Raw genomic sequence first — 25,471 nt, forward strand, 5'->3', positions numbered from 1 at the left:
GAATATGCCGCCGACAGCCTGACGCCGTGGTCCGGGCGGCGCCCTCCGGTACGGCCGTGGCCGGACCGGAGTCACCTGGACAGCGCGCTCAGCAGGGCATGCCCTCCCCTCCCCGCCCTACGGGCAGTCCACCACCTGCCCCGCGTACGACAGCCCGCCCCCGAAGCTCAGCAGCAGCACCGGCCCGCCGGCCGGCAGGTCGCTGCGCTCCACCATCTTGGACAGGGCGAGCGGCACGGACGCGGCGGACGTGTTGCCGGACTCGACCACATCCCGGGCGATCACCACGTCCTCGGGCAGGCCGAGCTGCTGCACCACGGCCTCGATGATGCGCAGATTGGCCTGGTGGGTGACGACTCCGGCGAGATCGGCGAGGGCGACACCGGCCCGTTCGCAGGCTTCCCGGGCCAGCGGGGCGAGTTCGGTGGTGACCCAGCGGAACACCGTCTGCCCCTCCTGCGCGAAACGCGGGTGCCAGTCGCCCATCAGGCGCACGGCCTGGGCGCGGGTGGGGTCGGAGCCCCAGACGACGGGCCCGATGTGCGCGGACTCGGCGGCGCTCACCACGGCGGCGCCCGCGCCGTCACCGAGCAGGACGCAGGTGCTGCGGTCGGTCCAGTCCGTCACGTCCGACATCTTCTCGGCACCGATGACCAGGGCGTGCCGGGCGGCGCCCGCACGGACCGCGTGGTCCGCGGAGGCGAGCGCGGTGCAGAAGCCCGCGCAGCCGTTGTTCAGGTCGTACGCGACGGCCGAGGGGATGCCGAGCGCGGCCGCGACCTGGGCGGCGGTGGACGGGCAGCGGTCGATGGCCGAGCAGGTGGCGACGGTGACCATCCCGATGTCGGCGGGTGCCAGCCCGGAGGCGGCCAGGGCCTTGGCGGCGGCGGCCGTGGCCAGGTCGGCGACGGACTCCTCGTCGGCGATCCGGCGGGTGGCGATGCCGGTACGCCGCCGGATCCACTCGTCACTGGTGTCGACCAGGCCCGCCAGGTCGTCGTTGGTCAGGACGCGGGCCGGCTGATGGTGGCCCAGCGCGGCGATACGGGTTCCCGGCACGGTTGCTCTCCTCGGCTCGTGGACGGCGCGACGCGACCGGTGCGCCGCCTGGTGCGGTGGTGCCGGCCGCACCGGCCGGAAATATAGCAACCGATCGGTCGGAAGTTAATTTCGGGCGGGGCGGGACGCGCTGGCTACGATGGCGGCATGAGCCCACGCAAGTCCGCCGCCGAGTCCCGCCGGACCCGGGACCGGATCATCGACCGCAGCATCGCGATCGCCTCGGTCGAAGGACTGGACGGGCTGACCATCGGCCGCCTCGCCACCGACCTGGGCATGAGCAAGGCCGGCGTCCTCGGCCACTTCGGCACCAAGGAGACCCTTCAGCTCGCCTCCCTGGACGGCGCGTCCGCGATCTTCTCCAGGGCGGTGTGGGAACCCGCCGCCGACACGGAACGCGGTCTCGCCCGCCTCCGGGCCGTCTGCGAGTACTGGATCACCTACCTGGAACGCGAGCACGGCGCCTTCCCCGGCGGCTGCTTCTTCACCACGGCGGCGGTCGAGTTCGACGCGCGCGTGGGGCCCATCCGCGACGCGGTGGTACGCCGTTCCCTGCTCTGGCGCCGCCGGCTGGCCAACGAGATCCGGTACGCCGTGAACGCGGGCGAGCTGCCCCCGGACACCGACCCGGACCAGCTCGTCTTCGAGCTGATCGGCCTCTACACCGGCCTCAACCAGGCCATCCAGCTCTTCGCCGACCCCCAGGCCCAGGACCGCACCCGCCGCGCGCTCACCCGGCTGCTGGCCCCCGCGCCGGAGGGGGCCCGGTGACGGCGCCGGGAGGTGCCCGGTGACGGACGCGCCTCCGACACGCGTCGCGGACCTGCTCAGGACCGAGATCGAGGTCAACTGGCCCACGGACGCGCGGGGCCGCTCACAGGGCCCGCACCACCTGGTGATCGCCGTCTCGGCCGACGGCCGCCACCAGGTTCCGGCTGCGGCCGACCACCTGCCGGACGCACTCGCCGCGGAACTGCTGGCAGCCGTGTCGCCACAGCCCGCCCCCGCGAGCCCCGGCGCACCCCCGCCGGATCTCCCCCGCGTCCAGCACCTCCTGGAGGCGGCCCTCGGCCCCGTACACATCGCCTCGGGCCCGAGCTACCTGATCCACCCCGATCGCATACGGCACACCCCGACCGCACCCGTCGTCCGGTCCGACGCCGCGGACCCCGCCGCCGTCGCGTCCCTGCGCACCGCCAACCCCGGCAACTGGGGCGCCGACGAGTGGCACGACCTGCTCGACGGGAAACTGGGCTGGTGGGCCATGGCCCTGGACCCCGCGGCCCCGCCCCCGGACGCCGGGCGCTCCGCCCACGTCGTCTCGATCTGCCACACCCCCTGCTGGACCGACCACGGCGCGGAGGCCGGCACCTGGACCCGCCCCGGGCACCGCGGCCAAGGCCACGCGGCAACCGTCACCGCCGCCTGGTCCCGCCTCCTGGCCCCCACCGGCCGCCACCTCTTCTACAGCACCTCCGGCACCAACCGCTCCTCCCAGCACGTCGCTGCCCGCCTGGGACTGCGGCCGCTGGGCCACTTGTGGAAGCTGTCACCGCCGCCCGCCATCACCCCGTAGCTCTGCCCCTACCCGACCGCCTCCAGATACCGCAGCACGGCGAGCACCCGGCGGTGGTCCGTCCCGGACGGCGGGAGGTCCAGCTTGGTGAAGATGTGCGCGATGTGCTTCTCGACGGCGCGTTCGGTGACGACGAAGGCGGCGGCGATGGCCTGGTTGGTGCGGCCCTGGGCCATGTGGGCGAGGACTTCGCGTTCGCGTGGTGTGAGGGTGTCCAGCGCGGCGGCGCGGCGGCCGGCGCCGAAGAACTGGGTGACGACCTCCGGGTCGAGCGCGGTGCCGCCCGCCGCGACGCGTTCCAGCGCGTCGACGAACTCGGCGATGTCCACCACCCGTTCCTTGAGCAGATAGCCGACGCCGCCCGCCCCGCCGCCCAGCAGCCGCGCCGCATACGCGGTCTCCACGTACTGGGAGAAGATCAGCACGCCGGTGCCGGGGTGGTCCCGGCGGATCGCGACGGCCGCGCGCAGGCCCTCGTCGGTGTGGCCGGGCGGCAGCCGGATGTCGACGACGGCGGCGTCCGGGCGGTGTTCGGCGACCGCGGCCCGCAGCGTCTCGGCGTCGCCGACGGCCGCCGCCACCTCCACTCCGCGCAGCGTGAGGAGTTGGACGAGACCGTCGCGCAGGATCGCGGAGTCCTCGGCGATGACGACGCGCATGGGGCTTGTCCTTCCGGTGGGAGAACGGGACAGCACACCTAGGGCAACGGGATACGGACCGTGGCCACGGTGGGGCCGGCCGGGTGGGCTGTCGCAGGTCAGTGTGCCGTCCACGGTACGGACCCGGGCCAGCAGCCCCGTCAGTCCGCTGCCCGCGCCGACCACCGCGCCCCCGCGTCCGTCGTCCCGTACGGCGAGCCGCAGCTCGCTGCCGCCCGCCGTGTCCACCTCGACCTCGACCCGCGTGGCACCGCTGTGCTTGGCCGCGTTGGCGAGCAGTTCGGCGGCGCAGAAGTAGAGGATGGATTCGACGGCGGGGGTGGGGCGGGGGCCTGTCGCGCCGGCCGTCACCGTGACCGGCAGGGCGCTGTCGGCGGCGAGGGTGGCGAGCGCCGTGTCCAGCCCTTGGTCCAGGACGGGCGGGTGGATGCCCCGTACGAGATGACGCAGGTCGGCGACGGCCTGTTGCGCATTGCCCTGGGCGGTCTCCACCACGGCCAGCAGCTGGTCCCGGTCCGCGTCCGCGGTGATCATTTCGCGGATCATCGTGAGGTGCATCCCGAGCCCGACCAGCCGCGCCTGGGTGCCGTCGTGCAGGTCGCGTTCGATACGGCGGAGCGTCGCGGCGGCGTCCTCGACGGCCTGGGCGCGCGTCTCCTCCAGCGTACGGATGCGCTGCGCCGACGGATCGGGGCCGAGCAGCGAGCGCAGCAGGAGGCGGTGCGGGGCCTGGGCCTGGCGCAGCAGCCACGGCGCGACGAGGAGCAGCGCGGCCCCTGTGGCGACCACCAGCAGCCACCGTGGCCAGGAGTCGAACTCCACCCCGCCCACCTGGAGGGAGACATGGCGTTCGGCGCCGTCCGGACCGCGCTCGGTGAAGTGGTTGAGGTGCTTCAGGACGGGATGGGCGAGGAAGAGCAGCCCGTACACGTACCCGGCCAGCACGACCAGGAGCGGCGCGACGGCCGTGAACGGCGCGAGCAGGGCGCAGCCGACCGCCCGCCACCCGGCCCGGTCGCCGAGCACCGCCCGCCGCCACCCGAGCGCCCCGCCGCCGGTGCGCCGCGCGGGCGCTTCGATGTGCACCGACAGCAGCCCGCGTGCCAGGGCGCGCTGCGCACCGCCGAGCGCGGTCGCTCCCCGTACGGTCAGCGCCATCAGCCACGGGCCCAGCGCCGTCCACGCCAGCACCGTGCTCACCAGCAGCCCCACGACGACGAGCACCATGCCGAGCAGCGCGATCGGCAGCCCGGTCACGGCGTGCAGCACCCCGGTCAGGCTCCGGGGAGCGAAGGGCACGGCCGCCCGGCGGCACAGGCGGGCGGCCGGAGCGGGCAGACGGGCCGCTGCCCTCGACAGGCGGGCCGCTGGAGCGGGCAGACGGTGGTGCGGTGGCATGGGCATCAACCTACGGCGGGGCCGCGCGCGGATCGATCGTGCGGATACGGAGAGCAGGGGTTCGGGCAGCACCACCCCGGCCGACCCCGCCCCGTCCCCTCACACCCCGCCCGCCCCCGCGCTGAGGGCAGCGTTCCCCGCGGGTAACAACGCGGATGCGGACGGGTAACAGCGGGACCGCACGCTGGCGGACATGACCTCGCAACAGCGTGTCGTGGTGATCGGCGGCGGTATGGCGGCCGCCCGGCTCGCGCAGCGCCTCCGCCCGGCCGGCGCCCCCGGCACCGGTGGCCCGGCGCTCACCGTCCTCGGTGAGGAGCCGCACGCGCCGTACAACCGTGTTCTGCTCGCCGAGGTGCTGGCCGGCCGGTACGCGCACGAGGTCATCGCGCTGCCCGCCCCGCACGACGGCGTGCGGTGGCTGGGCGGGGTGCGGGCGGTACGGATCGACCGGGCGGCCCGTACGGTGCTGTGCGACGACGGGCAGGCCGTGCCGTACGACCGGCTCGTCCTCGCGACCGGCTCCAACCCGGTGCTGCCGCCGCTGCGCGGCCTCTTCCCGCCCGGGCACGACGAGCTGCCCGACGGCGTCCACCCCTTCCGCACCCTGGACGACTGCACGGCGCTCGCCGCGGCCGCCGCCCGGCCCGGGGTGCGCGCCGTGGTGATCGGCGGCGGGCTGCTCGGTGTGTCCGCGGCCCGTGCGCTGGCCGAGCGCGGTGTACCGGTGCTGCTCGCGCAGCAGGGCGAGCACGTGATGGAACGGCAGCTGGACGCCGGTGCCGCGGCCCTGCTGCGGGCACACATCGAGGCGCTGGGTGTCGAGGTCCACACGGAGTGCCGGGTGCGCGGGCTGCGCGTCGAGGACGGCTCCGTACGCGGCGTGGAACTCGCGGACGGTTACGTGCCCGACGCCGACGTGGTCGTCCTCGCCTGCGGCGTACGGCCGCGCGTCGGACTCGCGCGGGCCGCCGGGCTGCCGGTGGACCGCGGCGTCGTCGTGGACGACGAGCTGCGGACGGCCGATCCCCGTATTCACGCGATCGGCGACTGCGCGCAGCACGACGGCGTGGTGTACGGCCTGGCGGGCGCCGCCCTCGAACAGGCGGACCTGCTGGCGCGCCTCCTCTCGGAGGAGGCCGCCGCCCGATATCGCGGCACGCGCGCCCTCACCCGCCTCACCCTCACCGGCACCAATCCCGGCCCCGGCCCCGGCCCCAACTCCAGCCCCACCTCCCTCTCCTCCCCCTCCACCCCCCTCGACCTCGCCGCCTTCGGCACCCCTCCCCCGCCCCCGGTGACGACGTGATCCGCCTGTCCGACGCCACCCGCGGCGCCTACCGCCAGGTCATCGTCCGCGGTGACCGCCTCGTGGGCGGCATCCTCCTCGGCGACCTGGGCGCCGTCGGCACCCTCGCCCGTACCTGGGAGGCCGACGACCCGCTGCCCGCAGCGCCCCTCCTGCACCTGCTCACCCCCGAACCCAGCGGCGGTCCCCGGACCGCCCCCACCCCCGACGGAGGCTCCTGACCATGGCCGCAACCGCCGTTCCCACCCTCGTGCTCATCGGCCACGGCATGGTCGGCCAGCGGTTCCTCGAAGCCCTCGCCGACCGTGGGGTGACCCGCCGGTCCCGCGTCGTGGTGCTCTGCGAGGAGCCCCGGCCCGCCTACGACCGGGTCCGGCTCACCTCGTACTTCTCCGGCCGCACACCGGAGGACCTGTCCCTCACCGACCCCGGCTTCATGGCCCGGCACGGCATCGAACTGCACCTCGGCGACCCGGCCACCGCGATCGACCGCGCGGCGCGCACCGTGACCGCCCGTTCCGGCCTGGTGATCCCGTACGACACGCTCGTGCTGGCCACCGGCTCGTACCCGTTCGTGCCGCCGGTGCCCGGCGCGGACAGCACCGGCTGCTTCGTCTACCGGACCGTCGAGGACCTGCTCGCCATCGAGGAGTACGCCAAGAACTCCCGCACCGGCACGGTCGTCGGCGGCGGCCTGCTCGGCCTGGAGGCGGCCGGTGCGCTCAAGGGCCTCGGACTGCGCACCCACATCGTGGAGTTCCAGCCGCGGCTGATGGCGGTCCAGGTGGACGAGGGCGGCGGCAGCGCGCTGCGCCGGACCGTCGAGGAGATGGGCCTGAGCGTCCACACGGGCGTCGGCGGCAAGGAGGTCGTCACGGGTGCGGACGGTGCCGTGCGGGCCATGGAGCTGTCCGACGGCTCGCGCGTCGAGACCGACCTGGTGATCTTTTCAGCCGGGGTGCGCCCGCGCGACCAGCTCGCCCGCGACTGCGGGCTGACGGTGGGCGAGCGCGGCGGCATCGGCGTGGACGAGCGATGCCGTACCAGCGACCCGGCCGTGTACGCGATCGGCGAGTGCGCGCTGGCAGTCGACGGCCGGGTGTACGGCCTGGTGGCGCCCGGATACGAGATGGCGGAGACGGCGGCGGCCGCGATCGCGGCCGGCCGGAGCACCCCCACCGCCTCCGGTGCTCCCGCCTTCACCGGTGCCGACACCTCCACCAAACTCAAGCTCCTCGGCGTGGACGTGGCCTCCTTCGGAGACGCGCACGGCGCCACCCCGGGCTGTCTCGACGTCGTGTACGCCGACTCCCGTTCCGGCGTCTACAAGAAGCTGGTCGTCGGGGCGGACGGCGCGCTCCTCGGCGGTGTGCTGGTCGGCGACGCCGAGGCGTACGGGCTGCTGCGCCCGCTCACCGGCTCCGTGCCGCCGGTCGCCCCGGAGCAGCTCGTGCTGCCCGCGGGCACCGGCGCACCGGCCGCACTCGGGCCCGCCGCCCTCCCGGACGACGCGGTGATCTGCAACTGCCACAACGTCACCAAGGGCACCCTCCGCGCCGCGGTCTCCGAGCACTCCTGCACCACCGTGCCCGAGGTGAAGAAGTGCACCAAGGCGGGCACCGGCTGCGGCAGCTGCGTCAAGGCACTGACGACGCTGGTCAACGACGAGCTGACGGCCGGCGGTGTGACCGTCGACCAGGGCCTGTGCGGCTGCTTCCCGCACACCCGCGCCGAGCTGTACGAGATCGTCCGCACCCGCCGCCTCACCTCGTACGCCGCGCTGCTGGACGGCCACGGCCGGGAGGAAGCGCGCGGCGGTGACGGCTGCGAGACCTGCAAGCCGACCGTGGGCTCGATCATCGCCTCGCTCGCCCCCACGGTCGGCGCCGACGGTCACGTCCTGGACGGCGAGCAGTCCGCCCTCCAGGACACCAACGACCACTTCCTCGCCAACCTCCAGCGCAACGGCTCCTACTCGGTCGTCCCCCGCATCCCCGGCGGCGAGATCACCCCGGAGAAACTGATCGTCATCGGCGAGGTGGCCCGCGACTTCGGCCTCTACACGAAGATCACCGGCGGCCAGCGCATCGACCTGTTCGGCGCCCGCGTCGACCAGCTCCCGCGCATCTGGGCCCGCCTGGTGGACGCCGGTTTCGAGTCGGGGCACGCGTACGGCAAGGCCCTTCGTACCGTGAAGTCGTGCGTCGGGCAGACCTGGTGCCGCTACGGCGTCCAGGACTCCGTCCGGATGGCCATCGGCCTGGAGCTGCGCTACCGGGGGCTGCGCTCCCCGCACAAGCTCAAGTCGGCCGTCTCCGGCTGCGCGCGCGAGTGCGCCGAGGCACGCGGCAAGGACTTCGGCGTCATCGCCACCTCCAACGGCTGGAACCTCTACGTCGGCGGCAACGGCGGCGCCGACCCGCGCCACGCCGACCTGCTCGCCCAGGACCTCTCCGACGCCGAACTGATCCGGCTCATCGACCGTTTCCTGATGTTCTACATCCGCACCGCCGACCGCTTGGAGCGCACCTCCGCCTGGCTGGAGCGCATCGAGGGCGGCCTCGACCACGTACGCGACGTGGTCGTGCACGACTCGCTCGGCCTCTGCGACGAACTGGAGGCCCTGATGGCCGCGCATGTGACGGCCTACCGCGACGAGTGGGCCGACACCCTCGCCGACCCGGAACGCCTCGCCCGGTTCGTCTCCTTCGTCAACGCGCCGGACGCCCCCGACCCGGCCGTCCGCTTCGTCCCGGAGCGCGACCAGATCAAGCCGGACCTGCGCCTGCTGGCCGGGCCGACCCTGCCCGTCCGTACCGCTTCCGACAGCCGCGCCCGCACCCTGGAAGGGACCGCCGCCCGATGAGCCCCACGACACTCGTAGTAGAACTCCCCTCGGAACCGCACGCGGAACAGCGATCGGACCGCACCTGGTTCCCGGTCTGCGACCCCTCCGCCCTCGTCCCCGGCCGGGGTGTCGCCGCCCTGCTCCCCGACGGCGGGCAGGTCGCGCTGTTCATGGACCGCGCGGGACGCCCGTACGCCATCGGCAACCGCGACCCGTTCACCGGCGCGTATGTCCTCTCCCGCGGCCTGACCGGCTCGGCCGGCGGCCGCCCGTTCGTCGCCTCCCCCTCCTCAAACAGCGCTTCGACCTGGAGACGGGCGCCTGCCTGGACGACCCGGCGGTGTCGGTGCCCGTCTACCGGGTGCGGGAGGTCGGGAACTAGCCTCCCCCTGCACGCGTCCCGGCCCCGGTACCGCCGGGCCGGGTCCGCGGCCCGCCCGGCCTGGGAGTATCCCCGCCGGGCCGGGCGTACGCTGGTGCCCCCGACGCACCGACGAAGGAGCGCAGCAGGCGTGACCCGTTGGACCACGAGCCACATCCCCGACCAGACGGGCCGCTCGGCCGTCGTCACCGGCGCCAACAGCGGCATCGGCTACGTCACCGCGCGCGAACTGGCCCGCCGTGGCGCCCGTACCGTACTGGCCTGCCGCAACGAGGCACGCGGGCACGCCGCGCTCGCCCGGCTGCGTTCCGAAGTACCGGCCGCCGAGGCCGAGTTCCGGCAGCTGGACCTGGCCGACCTGGCGTCCGTACGCGCCTTCGCGGCCGGCCTGGACGACTTCGACGGCGACCGTCTCGACCTCCTCGTCAACAACGCCGGTGTGATGGCGCTCCCACACCGCCGTACCGCCGACGGCTTCGAGATGCAGTTCGGGACCAACCACCTCGGTCACTTCGCGCTCACCGGCCTCCTCCTGCCCAAACTGCTGGCCACGCCCGGGGCGCGCGTCGTCACCGTCTCCAGCGGCTTCCACGTACTGGGCAATGTCGACCTGGACGACCTCAACAGCGAGCGCGGCTACCGCCGCTGGATCGCCTACGGCCGTTCCAAGAGCGCCAACCTGCTCTTCGTCCACGAGCTGTCGCGCCGCCTGGCGCGCGCCGGCTCGCAGGTGCTGGCCGTCGCGGCGCACCCCGGGTACGCCGACACCAACCTGCAGACCGCCGGCGTACGGATGGAGGGCCGTACGGGCGCGGAGCGCGTCGTGGCGCTGGCCAACCGCGTCGTCGGCCAGCCCGCCGAGTCCGGCGCCCTGCCGACGCTGTGCGCCGCCACCGCCCCGCACATGAAGCCGGACGCCTTCCTCGGCCCCCGCACCGGCCTGCGCGGCGCGACCGCGCCGTCCCCCGCGCGCCGTGGACGCGCAACGACGAGACGTCGGCGCGGCTGTGGGACGCGTCGGAGGAGCTGACGGGCGTTCGCTACGACTTCGGGGACGCCGCCTCGTGAACGGTTCTTCCTCCAGCACTCCGCCGGACGGCATGCCCGTCTACCGCGTCCTGACCGGCCCGGACGACGCCGCGTTCTGCCACCGGGTGAGCGAGATGCTCGCCCTGGGCTACACGCTGCACGGCGGGCCCGCCGTGACCTTCAACGGCGAGCGCGTCATCGTCGCGCAGGCGCTGCTGTGGCCGGGCGGGGCGCAAGAGTCCAGGACGGCGCGTTCGTAGCGGGTTCGGCGGCGTGTTCGTGGCGGCCTCGGCGGCCGTGGCGCGATCCGCTCCCGGGCGGCCGATCACTCCATCCCCGAAGCCTCGAAGATCCTCCGGGCGCCGTCCCGGTCGACGTGCTCCCCCAGCACCCGCAGCACCTCGCTCCCCGACCGGAGCAGCCCGCGCTCCCGCGACAGCCGGGCGCCGGTGTCGAGGAGGTGCCACAGGGCCGGGTCGGCGGTGAGGACCTTGGGGTCCAGTTCGACGCGGCCGCCCACCGCGTCGCGCAGCACCAGCCGGGGCGCCATCCCGTCACTGCGGTGGACGAGGACCAGCAGGTCGGTACGGACCCGGCGCTCGCGCAGCAGCCCCCGTACGGCGAGCCACCCCGCGCCGGCCGTCACCCGCGCCGGGAAGAGCGCCGCGAAGAGCACCACCGCGAGGCCCGTCCAGCAGGCGGCGCGCAGCGGGTCGAGGGTGCGGCAGGCGAGGTCGACGCCGAGCATGAGGCCGAGGACGCCGGCCGTGCAGCAGGCCGTCGTGCGCAGTTCGGCCGTCCACCGGCGGTCGCGGTACGCCGCCGGGCCGTGCACCGGGGGTGGAAGGGCGTACCACCTTCGCGTATGCCGTCCATCGCGCGTCACACCGCCTCTCCGTTCCATGGCCGTGACGGTAGGCCCGTGGCGCGCACGCCGCCGGGACTTTGACGCGACGCTGACGGCGCGTCGCGGCTGCTTGACGCACCGCTGACAACGCGGCCCCCGCCGTACGCCGACCGCGTACCGGTGCCCGCGTCACCCGATGTCCGTACCACCCGGTGCCCCGGCCACCCGCCCGCGTCAGTACACCCCCGCCGGGCATCAAGAAGGCGTGAAGAAGGCCGGATCACCCGCCAAAGCCACGCCAAGAACCGGCGCGCCCGTACGAACCGGCACTCACGCTGGGCTGGCCCCGTCACCGGGGTTCTCTTCCCGCAGCGCACGGAGGTACGGCGAACGATGTCGATGGTGTGGAAACCCACGGGCCGGCCCGCGGACCGAACCACAGGCCGGGTAACCGGCCGGTCCCTTTCCGGTGCCGGTTCCGGCCCCGCTTCCGCCCCCTCCCCCGCTCCCGCCCCCGACCCGGACGCCCGGCACCGTCTGACCTCCGTCCAGGGCCTCGCCGCCCTCTCCCTCGACGCGATGGCCTCCGTCGCGTACGGGCCCGAGTCCATCGTCCTGATCCTGGCCGCCGCCGGGGCGTACGGTCTCGGCTTCACCCTCCCGGTGACCCTCTGCATCGCCGCCCTGCTCGCCGTCCTCGTCGCCTCGTACCGGCAGGTGATCGCGGCCTTCCCGAACGGCGGCGGTTCGTACGCCGTCGCCAAGGCGCACCTCGGGCGCCGTACGGCCCTGGCCGCCGCGGCCTCCCTCCTCCTCGACTACGTGCTGAACGTCGCCGTGTCGGTGACGGCCGGCGTCGCCGCGCTCACCTCCGCCTTCCCCGCCCTCTACGGCCAGCGGCTGTGGCTGTGCCTGGGCGTGCTCGTGCTGGTGACCGCGGTGAACCTGCGCGGCATCGTCGACTCGGCGAAAGCCTTCATCCTGCCCACCGCCGTCTTCGTGGGGTCGATCCTCACCGTGGTCGTGGCCGGCCTGTTCCGGGACGCGCCCGCCTCCACGGCGTCCGCCGCCGGGCACGCCTCCGTCCTGGCGGACAACGCGACCTCGGTCGGCGCGCTGCTCCTGCTCAAGGCGTTCGCCGCCGGGTGTTCGGCCCTGACCGGCGTCGAGGCGGTCGCCAACGCCGTACCGTCCTTCCGCGCGCCCGCCGCCAAGCGCGCGCAGCGCACCGAGGTCGCCCTGGGCGCCCTGCTCGGCGTGATGCTGATCGGCCTCTCGGTGCTCATCGGGCGCTTCCACCTCCAGCCGGTCGAAGGCGTCACCGTCCTCGCGCAGCTCGCGGACGCGTCACTCGGCCACAACTGGGCTTTCTACGTCGTGCAGTTCGCGACGATGGTGCTGCTCGCCCTCGCCGCCAACACCAGCTTCGGCGGGCTGCCGGTCCTGATGGGCCTGCTGGCCCGCGACAACTACCTGCCGCACGTCTTCGGCCTCAAGGCCGACCGGCAGGTGCACCGGCACGGCGTCCTCGCGCTGGCCGCCGTCGCCGCCCTGCTCCTCGGCTTCTCCGGCGGTGACGTGAACACCCTCGTCCCGCTCTTCGCCATCGGCGTCTTCGTCGGCTTCACCATCTGCCAGGTCGGCATGGTCCGCCACTGGCGGCAGGAACGTTCCCCGGCTGGCGCGGCAAGGCCGTGCTCAACGGCTCCGGCGCGCTGCTGACCGGTGTCTCGGCCGTCGTCGTCACCGCGACGAAGTTCACCGAGGGCGCCTGGCTCATCGTCGTCGCGCTGCCGCTGCTCGTCCTCGCCTTCGAGGCCGTCCACCGGGCGTACGGCAGGATCGCGGACCGCCTGCACCTGGGCCGCATCCCCGAACCCCCGCACCGCGACCGCTCCCTCGTCGTCGTCCCCGTCTCCCACCTGTCCAAGCTCACCTGCGAGGCGCTGAACGCCGCGGTCTCGCTCGGTGACGAGGTGGTGGCCGTCACCGTCACGTACGCCGCGCCCGAGGACCGGCGTACGGCGGAGTCCCTGCGCCGCGACTGGGAACTGTGGAACCCCGGCGTCGACCTCCTCGAACTGCCCTCCGCCACCCGCACCGTCGGCCGCCCGATCGCCGCGTACGTACGCGAACTCGCCGACCGGCACCCCCGTACCCGGGTCACCGTCCTGATCCCCGAGGTCGAACCGGCCCACCTGTGGCAACGCCTCCTCCAGAACCAGCGCGGCGCGGTCGTCGCCCACGCGGTGCGCCGCACGACGGACGCGACGATCTGCCGGCTGCGGTTCCGGTTGTCGGCGTGACCCGCCGGGGCGGCGATGAGTGGGAAAGCCACCGTTAGGATCGCAAGGAAAGGCCCCCGGTGGAGCGCCACCGCCCCCCTACCCGAACCCCTCACTCATGCTTCTCGCACGGATACTCTCCACCCTCGCGCTTCTCTGCGCGCTCGCCGTGACGGCCCTCGGGATCTGGCTCGGCGACACGTGGAACATCGTTCTCGGCGCCATCTTGATGGGCAGCACGACCATCAGCGTGAGGACGGCCTGGCGGCCCCGCCGCCAGACGCACCGACCGTGATCTTGACAGGAGTTCCGTCCGGGGCGAACGCGTGGTGGAAGGTGAAGGCGTGCGGCGCGGAGCCGTGCTCGTGCAGGTGCTCCAGCCGGGAAACCCCGTCCTGCCAGGTGGGTATCACGTCGTCGGAGACCCACCAGGACACGTGCCCCGGGTGCCCTGACCTCTCGAACCAGTCGTAACGCCTGTTCAGCGCCGCACGGTGCAGGCCGGTGTAGATGGCGTCGAAGGCGGGGCGCGGGTCGGTCCAGAGCGAGAGGGTCGTGGCCAGGGCGGTGGTCTCCGCCGTACGGCCCTTGCCGTACCAGGCGGGTACGGCGAACTCTCCCCACGCGCCCCAGTCCGCCCCGAAGTGCGCGCCCCGGTTACCGCCTGCCGCTTCAGCGCGCGCGAGGTATCCGGGGTGCTGGCTGAGCTTCCGGTACACGGCCTCGCCCATGTCGTAGAACTCGTGCGTGAGAGGACCGGGATCGGCGAGAGGCGACTTCAGAACGCCGAAGGTGTACAGCGCAAGACGGGGCATGCTTCTCTCCCTGGTTGGGGTGCCTGATGCGGCCGCGACCGTGCGCGACCGCCGAAGACCAGGTGAAGGTAGCGGCCTCCGAGGGCCCTGTCGAAGTTGCGTTTTCCCTGCCCAAGTGGCTTCCCCTACCGGCCCCTACGGGAGTTGGGACAGTGACTGTCCCTTGACGGCCGGTACCCGCTCGGTCCCCACCCGACGTGTTCGCAGTCTTCCCCCACCAAGTGCGACAACGACCCGATGCCGACGATGAGTTCATATCCCGCGCGCGTAGGGCACCACTGGTAACCACCGGAAACATGGATGGTGGTTACAGCATCCATGTCTACGGTGAGCCCGGGGCGTTGGCTGGGGGTGGGAGATACCGAGGAGTACGGGCCCGAAGGTGCAGAGTGCCGCCCGTCACCGCCGTTGGTCGTCCAGTTCTCTCGCTCGGCCGGCATGAATGAATGCTCGAGCTTTCCTGGGAAGAAGTAAATCGCTTCTGACCTGCTCCGCACTGTTCGATGCAGCCGGCCGACGTGTCGCCGTGTGGTGGAGCAAGTAGTCTGCCGCGAGCACAGTATGCGACTTGGGCCGTCCGCCCCGCGCGCCGTCAAGTTGCCGACCGAGCGGTTGAGGCACAGATCCCGCATGATCGAATGTGGAACCCATCGCGCGGGACGAGGGGTCACCCAATGAGGTATTTCCTGACCAGGAAAGCAAGTATGGCGGCGATTCCCAGGGACACGAAGACCACCGCCATATAGAGGCCCGATGGCTGCTCCATCTCCTTGCCCGCAGCCTGAAGCTCTTCGTTCCTCTTGATCTGGGGACGGCCGAGGATGATGAGCAGTGCCAGACCTGCCATACACCAGACGTACATCTCAAGGGACTCCGCCGCGCCGTAACCACGGGCCGCGGCGCTCCCCCAGATGCCGAGCGCTCCGATGCCGGCGGGAACGACGAAGAAGAGAGGAACCAGCGCCTTCTTCTTCGCTTTCCGGATGTACGGCAGCATGGCGAGGGCGGGGAGAAATGAAGACGCAGCCGCGAGCGCCAACCACTGGCCGACGGAAAGACCGGAACCGAACACGAAGAACTCTCTCAGGCGGGATAGGTGAATGGACGAGTGACGGTCGGATACCGCCACCCGTCTCTTTTATTTTACTTCTGCTCTCGCGGGACGGAAATCCGCTACCAGGTCAGCTATCCAATGGTGGCAGCTGATCGATCGTCGCCTTCTCCTCGTCGCGGGCACGGGCGATGTGCCGGCCGGTGACGAGGGCAGTGGTATCGCCCCGGCGCCAGCGCCGCTATGACTGACTGGACGGTCCGCCAGGCCCTTGAAAGCGACCTTCCGCATCGACCAACTCGTCGCCGACCAGGCCGCCTACGACCCGCGCGGCCACCTGGGCCAGGTGCGTGTGCCCACCACGTTCCTGCACGGCGAACTGGACACCGAGGTCCCGCTCGCCATCCCCCGGGAGTGCGTGGGCCCGATCCCCGACGCCCGGCTGACCGTCATCGAAGGCGCCGGCCACATGCCCCAGCAGGACCAAGCCGAGCGCTTCACCCAGGCTCTTCGCGAGGCGCTGCGCCAGTGAGCCCGCCCACCCGGCACACCGGTCTCGATCTCTCACCCGCCCCGTACCGGGGCTTCCCGCTACGCCGGCCCACCCGGCCGCCGTTCCTCCTCCCCGCCGACCCGGAAAGCGCCGAGCTGTACGGCCCGGTCTACCGACGGCCGCTGGACCTTCACGACAATCAAGCCGGGCCCGTACCCGCTCGGCACCCCCGATCACGCCTGGCGCGCCGCCCACCTGCACTTCTCCGTCTTCGGCCGCGCCCTCACCCAACGCCCTTTCACCCAGATGCACTTCGAAGGCGACCCGCTCCTGACCCACGACTCGGTACTCCACGCGGCCCCGGGCCCGGCCGCCCGCCGCCGCCTGATCGCCACCTACACCCCGGCACCCCTACTCCCTGACGCCCCCGCCTCCCTCACCTACCACTGGAACATCGTCCTCGGCGGCCCGTCACCGATGGTCGCTCCCGCTTGACCTCCAGCTCGCACCACACCGTCTTGCCGACCTGCCGCTCCCGCACGCCCCACCGCACGGCCACCTCCTGCACGAGCACCAGCCCGAGCCCGCCGGGGCTCTCACCCCCTGGCTCCCGCACATGCGGCCAGGCCTCCCCGCGCGCATCACTGACCGCCAGCCGCAGCACTTCCTTCCCCACCGTCAGGTGCACACGCACGAGCCGCCCGGGCACCCGGCCATGCGTGATCGCGTTCGTCAGCAGCTCGGACACCAGCAACTCGGCGTCGTCCACGAGATGCCCGTACCCCCACTCCCACAGCAGCCGGGCCATCCGGTACCGCGCGAGCCGCACACTCTTGGGGAACGGCGAGTAGTCGAGCAGGTCCTCGTGGAGGACGGTTTCTGTGGGGTCATGCGGAGAGATCATCGACGGCCACCTCCGGGTTACGAGCAGCGCGCACCGTTGCGCCAACTGATGCGGCCGCGCGAGCAGTTCGTTCGTTACGGAAGGTAGGGGCGCCACGACGCCATCCACAATCGAGCGGTGCAATTTTCACCCGTGAGGGTTGCCAAGTCGCCGTCTCACACCCGGACCACTCCCCCACGAGCGAAAGTGAGCACCATGGAACGCAGCCAGACACCCCAGGGCAACCGCATGTCCACCGTGCTGGGCCGCCGCCTCGGCGGCGAACTCACCAAGCACCGCCTCGCCGCCGGCCTCACACAAGGCCAGGCAGCCAAGGTCATCAGCGCGTCAACCGGCAAGGTCGCCAGGATGGAGAGCGGCTGGGTCCCGATGCGCGACCCGGACATCCGCATCCTGTGCGAGCTGTACGAGGTCAGCGACCCGGCAACGGTGGGCGGGCTGCTGGAACTGGCCCGCGTGGACCGGGAACGGCGGAAGGCGAAGGGGTGGTGGAGCGAGTTCCCGGGTCTCGGCGCGATGAAGGAGTACGTCACGCTTGAGCATGCAGCTACCGCTATCAAGACATGGCAACTTGCCTTCATTCCCGGCCTTCTGCAAACCCCCGACTACATCCGCGCCTTGAACCCCGACGAGCGCCTGGTGACCATGCGTACCAAGCGTCAGCAGCGCCTCACGGACAATGCGCCGCTGTGCATGCAAGCGGTGATCTTCGAGGCGGGGCTCAGGTGCATCGTAGGCAGCCCCACTGTCATGCGAGGGCAACTCGATCACCTTGCGAACATGGCGGGCCGCCCGAACGTGACGGTTCAGGTCCTGCCGTTCACCGCTGGCGCTCAGCTCGGCATGGACTGCGCGTTCAACATTCTCTCCTTCGCGAGCCCGGGGTCGATGGACGTGGTGTACATGGAGACTCTCCGCACCGAGCTGTGGGTCGAAGGGGGAGAAGAGGCTTCCGTTTACGACACCTTGTTCGAGAGAATCGCAGCGCGTGCTCTGGACGAGGACGCGTCGCAAGCGTTCATCCGCCGCCTCAGCAAAGAGTTGTGACCTACGTGACCGAGTACGTGTTCCGCAAGTCCAGCTACAGCAACCAGGAGCGCGAGTGCGTCGAGGTAGCTGTCGGCCCGCCTGACGAAGTCGCCATACGCGACTCCAAGAACCCCACCGGTCCTATACTCCACCTCTCCCCCATCGCCTGGACGAACTTCCGAAAGGCTGTGACCAGGGGCTGGTTCGAGCACTAGCTCGCCGGGGACGGAGCAACCACGAGCAACCCAGAACGCCGACAACGAGAGGACGCATCGTTGGCAGATTTCATGGAGGATTACGCCCTCTGGCGGAACTTGCCGTTCCCCGCTCTACGCCGCGGCGAGAATTTGTTGCGTGCAGGCGAAAAACTGGCGCTCATTCATGGCGACCTGGCTGTCGTTGACGAACATGTGACCCAGGTGATCCTCTTTGTCGACAAGGGGGTATTCTCGCCGGCCCGGTCGGACGTCATGGGCTTGCTCGAAGGGATCATCTCTCGCCTGGAACGATTCGGCGAAGGCGGGACCACGACCGAGCGAGAAACTGTTGACGCCCATTATCAGTACGCAGTTCTGCTGCATCGGATATATGGTGCATTTCTGCGCACAGGAGCCCCGCAACCCACCACCTGACCAGCAGGGAGCACGAATACGCCAGTAAGGGTTGGAATGACGTCAGATGCTGTGACAGCGAGTGCGCTTCTCGCTGAATCCGGAACGCGCTCGGCGACGGTTCGCCGCTCGCGCCGGTGGACTGGGCACGCGTGCTTCTGGCGGTTGAAGTTGTCTTCGTGAGTGACCTCGCGGGTTCAGGCGTCGAATGGCCGACGACTACCGGTCTCGATGACGAGTCGACCATCAGAACGCTGCGGTCGATTCAGCGAAAGCTGGCCAGGACTGTCCAGCCCTACTACGGGAAGACTCCGTGCGAACCGCCCCAGTGAAGAGTCGGCCGACAACGGAAGGCAGGAGAAGCATGCAGCGGTTCACCGAGGACGACTTCGGCATTACTAGGCTGATGAGTGCGTTCCATCTCGACTGGAGCAACTACGCCAAATCCGAGTACGAAGTGCTTGAGGCAGCACTCGGAGAAGGGGCTGACACCAGGGACGTGATGTCCCTGCGGCACGATGCCGCGTTGCTCTTCGACCGGCTTCCCTCGGGGGTCGTGGAGGAGCTGTGGGGAGCCGGGATAGAGGCTTCGGGCTTCTTCGGCCGACGAGTGCCGTCGGGGACGCAATGGACGGGGTCGATCATCGAAAGATGCGATGCGTGGCTTTCGCAGAGGGAGTCCATATCTCGCGGTCGCGCTGATCAGTGTGATGGTCACGACTCGGCCAGTGCCATCCTGCTGGAGATTCAGGGGACCGACCATCTCGGCACCGAGTTGACATCGGCGCTCACTCAATGCGTACGCCTCTGCACCCCGGACCTCGCTTTCCGCATCCTTCTACGGGTTCTTTTGTGTAAGGGTGAGGCGATATCGCACGAGCAGTATGAGAAATTCCAAAGCATCGGCGCGGACCTCGGCTATGGAGAGTTTTTGATCTCCGCGCCGGAACACCTGGTGGCACGATAATGGGCGGCTACGGGGCCGGGGCCTCATGGTCGTCCTCGTGACCACTGGCCAAGACCGTTGTCGCCGTACCGACTTGCCGAAGTGCCATCTCGCCGGGGAGCGACAAGGCGGTCCGCGCGCGGCGCGTGGCCCTGCTCCCCGCAAGTACCTGACTTCCCCTCCCTGTTGTTATGATTTGCCTCATCTTGGGGGGCTCGTACTTTTAGTCGGTCGGGAGAGGCATGGCCTCTTCCTGCCCTCCGTCACCCACCGTGGCGCTCGCGCCGCGACTTGCCTGGAGGGCATGTGAAACGTTCCACCGCGCCGGGGCCGAGACGGTCCCGGTTGTCCCGGCGGATTCTGGGCGGCGCCGTCGCGCTCGGGCTCGCGGTAAGTGGCGGGGCGTTCGCGTCTCCCGCTGTGGCCGCGCCCGTGGAGCCTCCCACGTGGGACTACGTGCAGGATGTGGCGCTGAAGATCGCGCCGGGGTCCGAGGTCGTCAGTGCGGGCCGTACCGGGTTCCTGTCCGTGGACCCGCGGAACAACGTGGCGTGGACGGACTACCTGGGCCGTACGACCCAGCTGGGCCGGGACTACGGGCAGTTCACGCACACGACGGCGCACGGCTCCGTGTCCGACATCGTGGCGCTCGGGAACAACACGTTCGTCGGCGCCTCGACCAAGATCACGTTGCGGAACATGGTCACCGGGGCCACCACCCTCGTCGACCTGAAGAAGTACGGGTATCGCTACCTCGGCACCGTCGAGGGCCGGGTGCTCGGCGCCGAGAAGACAGCCGACGGGGGCGAAGCGGTTCACATCCTGGAGTTCCAGGGCGAGGAGCTGACCGACCGGACCGTCACGGAACTGAGCACCAGGTTCGGCAAGTTCCGGGTGGCGGCGGGGGCTCCCGGAAAGGCGCTGCTGCGGTACGACGTGGGTGTCCCCGACGTGCCGGCCCTCGCCTACTCGACGGTCGACCTGGCCACCGCCCGCATCGTTTCGGGCCGCAACATGCTGGGTCCCAGCACCGAGGCCGCGGCCTTGTCGAGCACCCACATGGCCTCCATCGGAACGGAGGTCCGCGGCGGCGAGGAGAACTATCTGAAGGCCGTCGAGCTGGGCGGCGGTTCCACGCCGAAGACGACCTCCACGCGACTGGACGGCGTCAGCCGCCCGACCCTGGGCCTGACCGGCGACTGGGTGCTGTACGGGAACCGGCAGAAGCTCACGGAGGGGACGCGCCGGGCGACGCGGCCCTGAAGGCGGTCCCGGTCGGTGGTGGCACCGCCCGCAAGGTGATGGACCACGTCACGTCCACCACGCCCACCCCGGACGGCGCCCTGCTGGCGATGGGCGGCACCGTCGCCCAGGGTGAAGGGCTCTACCGGATCTCCGCGAAGGCCGGTGGCGAGGCACCGACCGTGGAACTGGTCGCGGGCACCGGGCAGCCCACCAAGGTCACCTTGCTCGGCTTCGACGTATCGGGCACGGCACAGTTGGACCAGCGGCGGTGGCATCCGCGCTGGCACCTGTCCCGGCGCAACGTCAGCATGACCGTGACCCTGCGCCACGACGCCTCCGGCAAGCAGAGCGTGTCCCACCTGAACCCGGACCTGCCGGACAACAACGGGGACGGCTGGGTCGACCTGGACTGGAACGGTCTGGTCAACGCGCGCGGCCGGGACGAGGCAGCGCCCAACGGCGGCTACACCTGGGAAGTCACCGCCGAACCCCGTAACGGCATCGGCCCCGCCCTCCACCAGAAGGGCACCTTCACGGTCGAGCGCAAGCCCGCCCCGCACGACTACACCGACAACGGTTCGCCGGACGTGATCGTGCGTGACCGGGCGGGCAAGCTGTCGCTCGAAGACACCGCCCACGATCCACTGAACCCGCAGTTCGGCAGCGCCCGCCGCATCGTGGTCGGCGGCGGCTGGAACATCTACGACCAGGTCGTCGCCGTCGGTGACGTGGCCGGCGCTTCCGCCGGTGACGTGGTGGCACGGGACTCGGCGGGCGTGCTGTGGCTGTACCTCGGCAAAGGGGACGGTACGTTCGACGGTCGGCTGAAGGTCGGCGCCGGCTGGGGCGCGTACGACGCGATCACCGGTGGCAGCGACCTCAACGGTGACGGCCGCGGCGACCTGCTGGCCCGCGACCGGTCCGGCGTCCTCTGGCTCTACGAGGGCACCGGCAACTGGCGGGCACCATTTGCACCGCGCAAGAAGATCGGCGCCGGCTGGGGCAGCTACGACCAGATCACGGCCGTCGGTGATGTGGCGGGCGGCTCCGCCGGAGACCTGGTGGCCCGCGACCGTGACGGCGTCCTCTGGATCTACCTCGGCAAGGGCGACGGCACCTTCGACGGGCGCGTGAAGATCGGCGCCAGCTGGGGCGGCTACCGCCAGCTCGTCGGCATCGGCGACTCCAACGCCGACGGCCGCGCCGACCTGCTCGTCTCCACACCGGACGGCAGCTCGTACGTCTACCACGGCACGGGCAACTGGCGCGCACCGTTCGCCCCGCGCGAGCTGACCGGCGTCAAGACGTCGTCGCACGAGACCATCGCCTGACGGACAACACCGACGGCGACAACGCCGGGCGCACCCGCCCACCGGGGCCGGGGCCAGCAGCACTCAGATCATGGGTGCCTGGTCCCGGCCCCGTTCCGTTCGGTCCCGCCTCATCCCCTCCGAGCCGCCTCGACGCCGGGCATCCGGTACGTGCGCACTTCCGCGTCGTAAATCGAGAACCGCCGCCCCCGCGCCCGGATGCGGGAACATCACAGCGCGACCCGGTGCTCACTCTTACGGCGCGCCCACCGGCCGTTTTCGCGCAGGTGCAATGCGTTCTTCACGGTGGTGCGGCAAAGTAGGCGCTCGCGGCGGACGGTGATCGACGATCACCCACGCGGCACGACAGCCGGACGACGACCAGCGCGCGACGCGCGACGGGCTACGTAGGGGGCGATCGGGCATGACTCGCGACATCGGCAGACGGCGGCTGCTCGGGATGGCCGGAGGGGTGGCCGGAGGAGCGGGCCTCTCGACGGTCCTGGCGGCCTGTGGGTCCAACACCGGCCGTAACGGGAAGGGTTCGGGGCCTGCCCTCAGCCAGTGGTACCACCAGTACGGGGAGCCGGGCGCCGAGCAGGCCGTCAAGCGGTACGCGGCCGCGTACGACAAGGCGCGGGTCAGCGTGCAGTGGCGGCCCGGGGACTACGACCGGCAGACCGCCGCCGCGCTGCTGACGGACTCCGGTCCGGACGTCTTCGAGGTCAACGGGCCGAAGCTGGACCAGATCAAGGGCGGGCAGGTCGTGGACCTGACGGCGGAGATCGAGTCCGTCAAGGGCGACTTCAACCAGGCGGTGCTCGCGCCGAAGATCTGGCAGGACAAGGTCTGGGCGATTCCGCAGACCATGGACACCCAGCTGCTGTTCTACCGGAAGAGCCTGCTCAAGGCGGCGGGCGTCGAGCCGCCGCGCAGCGTCGACGAGCTGGTGGAGGCCGCGAAGTCGCTGACCGCGCGGCACCGGAAGGACAAGGTCAAGGGGCTGTTCCTGGGGAACGACGGCGGGGCGGCGGTGCTGGGCGGTACGCCGCTGTTCGCCGCGGGGCTGAGTCTGATCACGGAGGACGGGAAAGTCGGATTCGATGATCCGGCCGCCGCCCGCGTGCTCGGGAGGATCCGGCAGCTGTACGCCGATGAATCGTTGCTGCTCGGGGCGCCGACGGACTGGTCCGACCCGGCGGCGTTCGTGCAGGGGCTGACCGCCATGCAGTGGTCGGGCCTGTGGGCGCTGCCGCAGGTCGAGAAGGCGCTGGGGGACGACTTCGGGGTGCTGCCGTTCCCGAAGGACGGCGCCGGGAAGCCGGCCGTGCCGGTGGGTGCGTACGGTTCGGCTGTCAGTGCGCGCAGCAAGCACCGCGAGGAGGCCCGGGCGTACGTGAAGTGGCTCTGGGTGGACGGGACCGACAAGCAGAAGGACTTCGCCCTCGCGTACGGCTTCCACATCCCCGCCCGCACCTCGCTCGCCAAGAAGGCGAAGCAGCTCCGGGAGGGCACGGCGGCCGACGCGGTCTCGTACGCCACCGAGTACGGCCACGCCGAGCCGCTGCTCTGGACGACGCCGAGCAGCACCGCTTACCAGGACGCGCTCAACCGCATCATCAAGGGCGGCGCGAACCCGGAGAGCGAGCTGAAGGGCGTGGTGCGCAAGGTGGAGGCCGAGTTGCAGCGGGCGAAGAAGTGAGCGAAGCGGGGGCGCGTTCCAGGGCGGGGGCCGGTACGGGAGCAGGGAGCGAGGCCGGTACGGGGGCGGGGAGCGGGACCGGCGCGGGGAGCGGGGCCGGCATCGGTGCGGGGAGCGGGACCGGCACCGGCGCACGCCCCGGCGGCCCCCTCGCGCGCCTCCGGGGGCAGCAGAACCGGAACCTGTGGTTCTGGGCGTTCGTGGGCCCGTTCGCGATCGGCCTGGCGCTGTTCACGTACGTACCGCTGGCCTGGAGCGTCTACCTCAGCTTCTTCGACGCCCACAACACCGTCACCCCGACGGACTTCGTCGGGCTGGACAACTACACGGCGATGCTCGGCGACGACGCCTTCGTGAGCAGCCTGGGCACGTTCCTGCTGTTCACGGCGTTCATCGTGCCGGCCACGTACGTGCTCTCGCTCGGCCTCGCGCTCATGGTCAACCGGCTGCGCTTCGCCCAGGCGTTCTTTCGCTCGGTCTTCTTCCTGCCGACCGCCTGCTCGTACGTGGTCGCGGCGCTGATCTGGAAGCTGTCGATCTTCAACGGGGTACGGTTCGGGCTGGCCAACACCGTGCTCGGGTGGTTCGGCGCGGACCAGACCGCGTGGCTGTCCACGACCGACCCGCCCTGGTACTGGCTGGTGATCGTGACCGTACGGCTGTGGTTGCAGGCCGGTTTCTTCATGATCCTGTTCCTCGCCGGACTGCAACGGATCCCGCCGCGCCTGTACGAGGCCGCAGCGGTGGACGGCGCGCGGCCCGGCTGGCAGACACTCCGGTACATCACCCTGCCGCAACTGCGCGCCACCTCGGTCGCCGTCGTCCTGCTGCTGGTGATCAACGCGTTCCAGGCGTTCGACGAGTTCTACAACCTGATGTCCGACGCCCGCGGCTACCCGCCGTACGCCCGCCCGCCGCTGGTCTACCTCTACTACACCGCCCTCGGGCAGGAACAGAACCTCGGCCTGGGCAGCGCGGGCGCGGTGATCCTGGCACTGATCATCGCCGTGGCGACCGTCGTGCAGGCCCGCTGGTTCGGCCTCGGCCGGAAGGAGGACTGAGCGATGACGTCCAGGCGCACGGAGACGACGGCCAAGTCCACGACCAGAGCCACCGAACGGGCGCGTGCGCCGCGCGACCCCGCGTGCGCGCCGGGCGCGCGCTGCGCGCGGTGACCGTCACCGTCCTCGCCCTCCTCTTCCTCATCCCGTTCTACCTGCTCGTACGCAACGGCCTGGCCACCGAGCAGGACATCACCGCCCCCGACTGGACGTTCTTCCCGCGCGACATCCAGTGGTCCAACCTGACCGAGGTCTTCGCCGACCCGAACCTGCCGATGGCCCGCGCGCTGCTGAACTCCACCCTGATCGCGGTCTCCACGACGGTGGGCACGGTGCTGCTGGCGTCGCTGGCCGGGTACGGCCTGGCCCGCATCCCGTACCGGCACGCGAACCTCGTCTTCTACGCGATCCTCGGCACCCTGATGGTCCCGGCCGCCGTCACGTTCGTCCCCAGCTTCGTCCTCGTCTCGTCACTTGGCTGGATCTCGACCCTGCGCGGGCTGATCGTCCCGACGCTCTTCAGCGCCTTCGCCTGCTTCATGTTCCGCCAGTACTTCCTCGGCTTCCCCCGCGAACTGGAGGACGCGGCACGGGTGGACGGGCTCGGGTACTGGCGCACGTACTGGCGGATCGTGGTACCCAACTCGCGGCCCGTCTTCGCGGCCATCGGCACGATCGTCTTCATTGGCGCGTGGAACGCGTTCCTGTGGCCGCTGGTCGTCGGACAGGACCGGGAATCCTGGACGGTACAGGTCGCGCTCTCCACGTTCACCACGGCGCAGAACCTCAACCTGCACGAACTCTTCATCGCCGCGGCGATCTCGATCGCGCCGCTGGTGGTCGTGTTCGTGCTGTTGCAGCGGTACATCGTGGCCGGGGTGGAGCGGTCGGGGATCGACGACTGAGCGGAGG

21 protein-coding genes and 5 pseudogenes are annotated in these 25,471 nt (G+C 71.2%); 19 read left to right on the forward strand and 7 right to left on the reverse strand.

The features are described 5' to 3' along the window. Nucleotides 1-117 precede the first annotated feature (117 nt). On the reverse strand, nt 118-1,059 hold the full coding sequence (locus ACEXOX_RS17200; protein ID WP_406521649.1) for a beta-ketoacyl-ACP synthase 3: 942 nt from the start codon (nt 1,057-1,059) through the stop codon (nt 118-120). 147 nt (nt 1,060-1,206) lie between these two features. Between ACEXOX_RS17200 and ACEXOX_RS17205 the strand changes: the two genes are divergently transcribed. Together ACEXOX_RS17205 and ACEXOX_RS17210 are read left to right on the forward strand one after the other, a co-directional pair. Continuing rightward, nucleotides 1,207-1,830, forward strand: a complete 624-nt coding sequence (locus ACEXOX_RS17205) for a TetR/AcrR family transcriptional regulator (protein WP_406521650.1) — start codon at nt 1,207-1,209, stop codon at nt 1,828-1,830. A gap of 19 nt (nt 1,831-1,849) precedes the next feature. Continuing rightward, nucleotides 1,850-2,635, forward strand: coding sequence for a GNAT family N-acetyltransferase (locus ACEXOX_RS17210; protein WP_406521652.1), 786 nt, complete (start codon nt 1,850-1,852; stop codon nt 2,633-2,635). Between the two features lie 8 nt (nt 2,636-2,643). Here the strand turns inward: ACEXOX_RS17210 and ACEXOX_RS17215 are convergent, their stop codons facing one another. Further along, nucleotides 2,644-3,294, reverse strand: coding sequence for a response regulator transcription factor (locus ACEXOX_RS17215; RefSeq protein ID WP_030022351.1), 651 nt, complete (start codon nt 3,292-3,294; stop codon nt 2,644-2,646). 471 nt (nt 3,295-3,765) lie between these two features. Next, nucleotides 3,766-4,698 (reverse strand): annotated as a pseudogene (locus tag ACEXOX_RS17220) (sensor domain-containing protein); the annotation flags it as partial. A 187-nt stretch (nt 4,699-4,885) separates the two neighbouring features. On the opposite strand from ACEXOX_RS17220, the pseudogene ACEXOX_RS17225 reads away from it, so the two are divergent. The 5 genes and pseudogenes from ACEXOX_RS17225 (at nt 4,886) to ACEXOX_RS17245 (ending at nt 10,520) form a co-directional block, all read left to right on the forward strand. Then, nucleotides 4,886-6,222 (forward strand): annotated as a pseudogene (locus ACEXOX_RS17225) (NAD(P)/FAD-dependent oxidoreductase). Between the two features lie 2 nt (nt 6,223-6,224). Continuing rightward, nucleotides 6,225-8,867, forward strand: a complete 2,643-nt coding sequence (gene nirB, locus ACEXOX_RS17230) for a nitrite reductase large subunit NirB (RefSeq protein ID WP_406521654.1) — start codon at nt 6,225-6,227, stop codon at nt 8,865-8,867. Further along, nucleotides 8,864-9,231 (forward strand): annotated as a pseudogene (gene nirD, locus ACEXOX_RS17235) (nitrite reductase small subunit NirD). The gene nirB and the pseudogene nirD overlap by 4 nt, the downstream one beginning before the upstream one ends. 130 nt (nt 9,232-9,361) lie before the next feature. Beyond that, nucleotides 9,362-10,299 (forward strand): annotated as a pseudogene (locus tag ACEXOX_RS17240) (oxidoreductase). A 32-nt stretch (nt 10,300-10,331) separates the two neighbouring features. Further along, nucleotides 10,332-10,520 carry a DUF1737 domain-containing protein gene (locus ACEXOX_RS17245; protein WP_406526376.1) on the forward strand — a complete coding sequence of 63 codons (189 nt, stop codon included), beginning with the start codon at nt 10,332-10,334 and terminating at the stop codon, nt 10,518-10,520. Between the two features lie 65 nt (nt 10,521-10,585). Here ACEXOX_RS17245 and ACEXOX_RS17250 read toward each other — a convergent pair whose 3' ends face one another. After that, nucleotides 10,586-11,095 (reverse strand): hypothetical protein, encoded by a 510-nt coding sequence (locus tag ACEXOX_RS17250; protein ID WP_406521656.1) that lies wholly within the window; start codon nt 11,093-11,095, stop codon nt 10,586-10,588. A gap of 405 nt (nt 11,096-11,500) precedes the next feature. On the opposite strand from ACEXOX_RS17250, the pseudogene ACEXOX_RS17255 reads away from it, so the two are divergent. Next, nucleotides 11,501-13,413, forward strand: a pseudogene (locus tag ACEXOX_RS17255) (APC family permease). A 224-nt stretch (nt 13,414-13,637) separates the two neighbouring features. On the opposite strand, the gene ACEXOX_RS17260 reads toward ACEXOX_RS17255, so the two are convergent. Together ACEXOX_RS17260 and ACEXOX_RS17265 are read right to left on the reverse strand one after the other, a co-directional pair. After that, nucleotides 13,638-14,207, reverse strand: coding sequence for a DUF3291 domain-containing protein (locus tag ACEXOX_RS17260; RefSeq protein WP_406521658.1), 570 nt, complete (start codon nt 14,205-14,207; stop codon nt 13,638-13,640). Between the two features lie 667 nt (nt 14,208-14,874). Beyond that, nucleotides 14,875-15,336 (reverse strand): hypothetical protein, encoded by a 462-nt coding sequence (locus tag ACEXOX_RS17265; RefSeq protein WP_406521660.1) that lies wholly within the window; start codon nt 15,334-15,336, stop codon nt 14,875-14,877. Nucleotides 15,337-15,529: 193 nt separating this feature from the next. Between ACEXOX_RS17265 and ACEXOX_RS17270 the strand changes: the two genes are divergently transcribed. Together ACEXOX_RS17270 and ACEXOX_RS17275 are read left to right on the forward strand one after the other, a co-directional pair. Next, complete coding sequence (locus ACEXOX_RS17270) at nt 15,530-15,790, forward strand: alpha/beta fold hydrolase (protein ID WP_406521662.1); 261 nt, start codon at nt 15,530-15,532, stop codon at nt 15,788-15,790. Nucleotides 15,791-15,949: 159 nt separating this feature from the next. Next, entirely contained in the window at nt 15,950-16,246 is a 297-nt protein-coding gene (locus ACEXOX_RS17275) for a hypothetical protein (protein WP_406526377.1), read from the forward strand. Here the strand turns inward: ACEXOX_RS17275 and ACEXOX_RS17280 are convergent. After that, the gene (locus ACEXOX_RS17280; RefSeq protein ID WP_406521664.1) at nt 16,188-16,655 is read right to left on the reverse strand and encodes an ATP-binding protein; all 468 of its coding nucleotides are present in this window, start codon (nt 16,653-16,655) and stop codon (nt 16,188-16,190) included. The two genes, ACEXOX_RS17275 and ACEXOX_RS17280, sit on opposite strands and share 59 nt — an antisense overlap. 195 nt (nt 16,656-16,850) lie before the next feature. On the opposite strand from ACEXOX_RS17280, the gene ACEXOX_RS17285 reads away from it, so the two are divergent. The 9 genes from ACEXOX_RS17285 to ACEXOX_RS17325 all read left to right on the forward strand — a co-directional run bounded on the left by ACEXOX_RS17285 (nt 16,851) and on the right by ACEXOX_RS17325 (nt 25,464). Then, nucleotides 16,851-17,702 (forward strand): helix-turn-helix domain-containing protein, encoded by an 852-nt coding sequence (locus tag ACEXOX_RS17285; protein ID WP_406521666.1) that lies wholly within the window; start codon nt 16,851-16,853, stop codon nt 17,700-17,702. Nucleotides 17,703-17,707: 5 nt separating this feature from the next. Further along, a complete protein-coding gene (locus ACEXOX_RS17290; RefSeq protein ID WP_406521668.1) occupies nt 17,708-17,899 on the forward strand; it encodes a DUF397 domain-containing protein in 192 nt (63 codons plus the stop codon). 60 nt (nt 17,900-17,959) lie between these two features. Next, nucleotides 17,960-18,316: a hypothetical protein gene (locus ACEXOX_RS17295; RefSeq protein WP_406521669.1), complete on the forward strand. Its 357-nt coding sequence runs from the start codon at nt 17,960-17,962 to the stop codon at nt 18,314-18,316. A 343-nt stretch (nt 18,317-18,659) separates the two neighbouring features. Continuing rightward, nucleotides 18,660-19,262 (forward strand): hypothetical protein, encoded by a 603-nt coding sequence (locus ACEXOX_RS17300; RefSeq protein WP_406521671.1) that lies wholly within the window; start codon nt 18,660-18,662, stop codon nt 19,260-19,262. A 411-nt stretch (nt 19,263-19,673) separates the two neighbouring features. Beyond that, nucleotides 19,674-20,504, forward strand: a complete 831-nt coding sequence (locus ACEXOX_RS17305) for a hypothetical protein (RefSeq protein WP_406521673.1) — start codon at nt 19,674-19,676, stop codon at nt 20,502-20,504. A gap of 38 nt (nt 20,505-20,542) precedes the next feature. Continuing rightward, a complete protein-coding gene (locus tag ACEXOX_RS17310; RefSeq protein WP_406521674.1) occupies nt 20,543-21,817 on the forward strand; it encodes an FG-GAP repeat domain-containing protein in 1,275 nt (424 codons plus the stop codon). Between the two features lie 403 nt (nt 21,818-22,220). After that, nucleotides 22,221-23,498, forward strand: a complete 1,278-nt coding sequence (locus tag ACEXOX_RS17315; RefSeq protein WP_406521675.1) for an ABC transporter substrate-binding protein — start codon at nt 22,221-22,223, stop codon at nt 23,496-23,498. A 182-nt stretch (nt 23,499-23,680) separates the two neighbouring features. After that, the gene (locus ACEXOX_RS17320; RefSeq protein ID WP_406526378.1) at nt 23,681-24,559 is read left to right on the forward strand and encodes a carbohydrate ABC transporter permease; all 879 of its coding nucleotides are present in this window, start codon (nt 23,681-23,683) and stop codon (nt 24,557-24,559) included. A gap of 110 nt (nt 24,560-24,669) precedes the next feature. Further along, entirely contained in the window at nt 24,670-25,464 is a 795-nt protein-coding gene (locus ACEXOX_RS17325; protein WP_406521676.1) for a carbohydrate ABC transporter permease, read from the forward strand. Nucleotides 25,465-25,471 lie beyond the last annotated feature (7 nt).

The sequence above is a fragment of the Streptomyces sp. Ac-502 genome (genome assembly GCF_045222935.1).
In the GTDB taxonomy this organism is placed as follows: domain Bacteria; phylum Actinomycetota; class Actinomycetes; order Streptomycetales; family Streptomycetaceae; genus Streptomyces; species Streptomyces monomycini.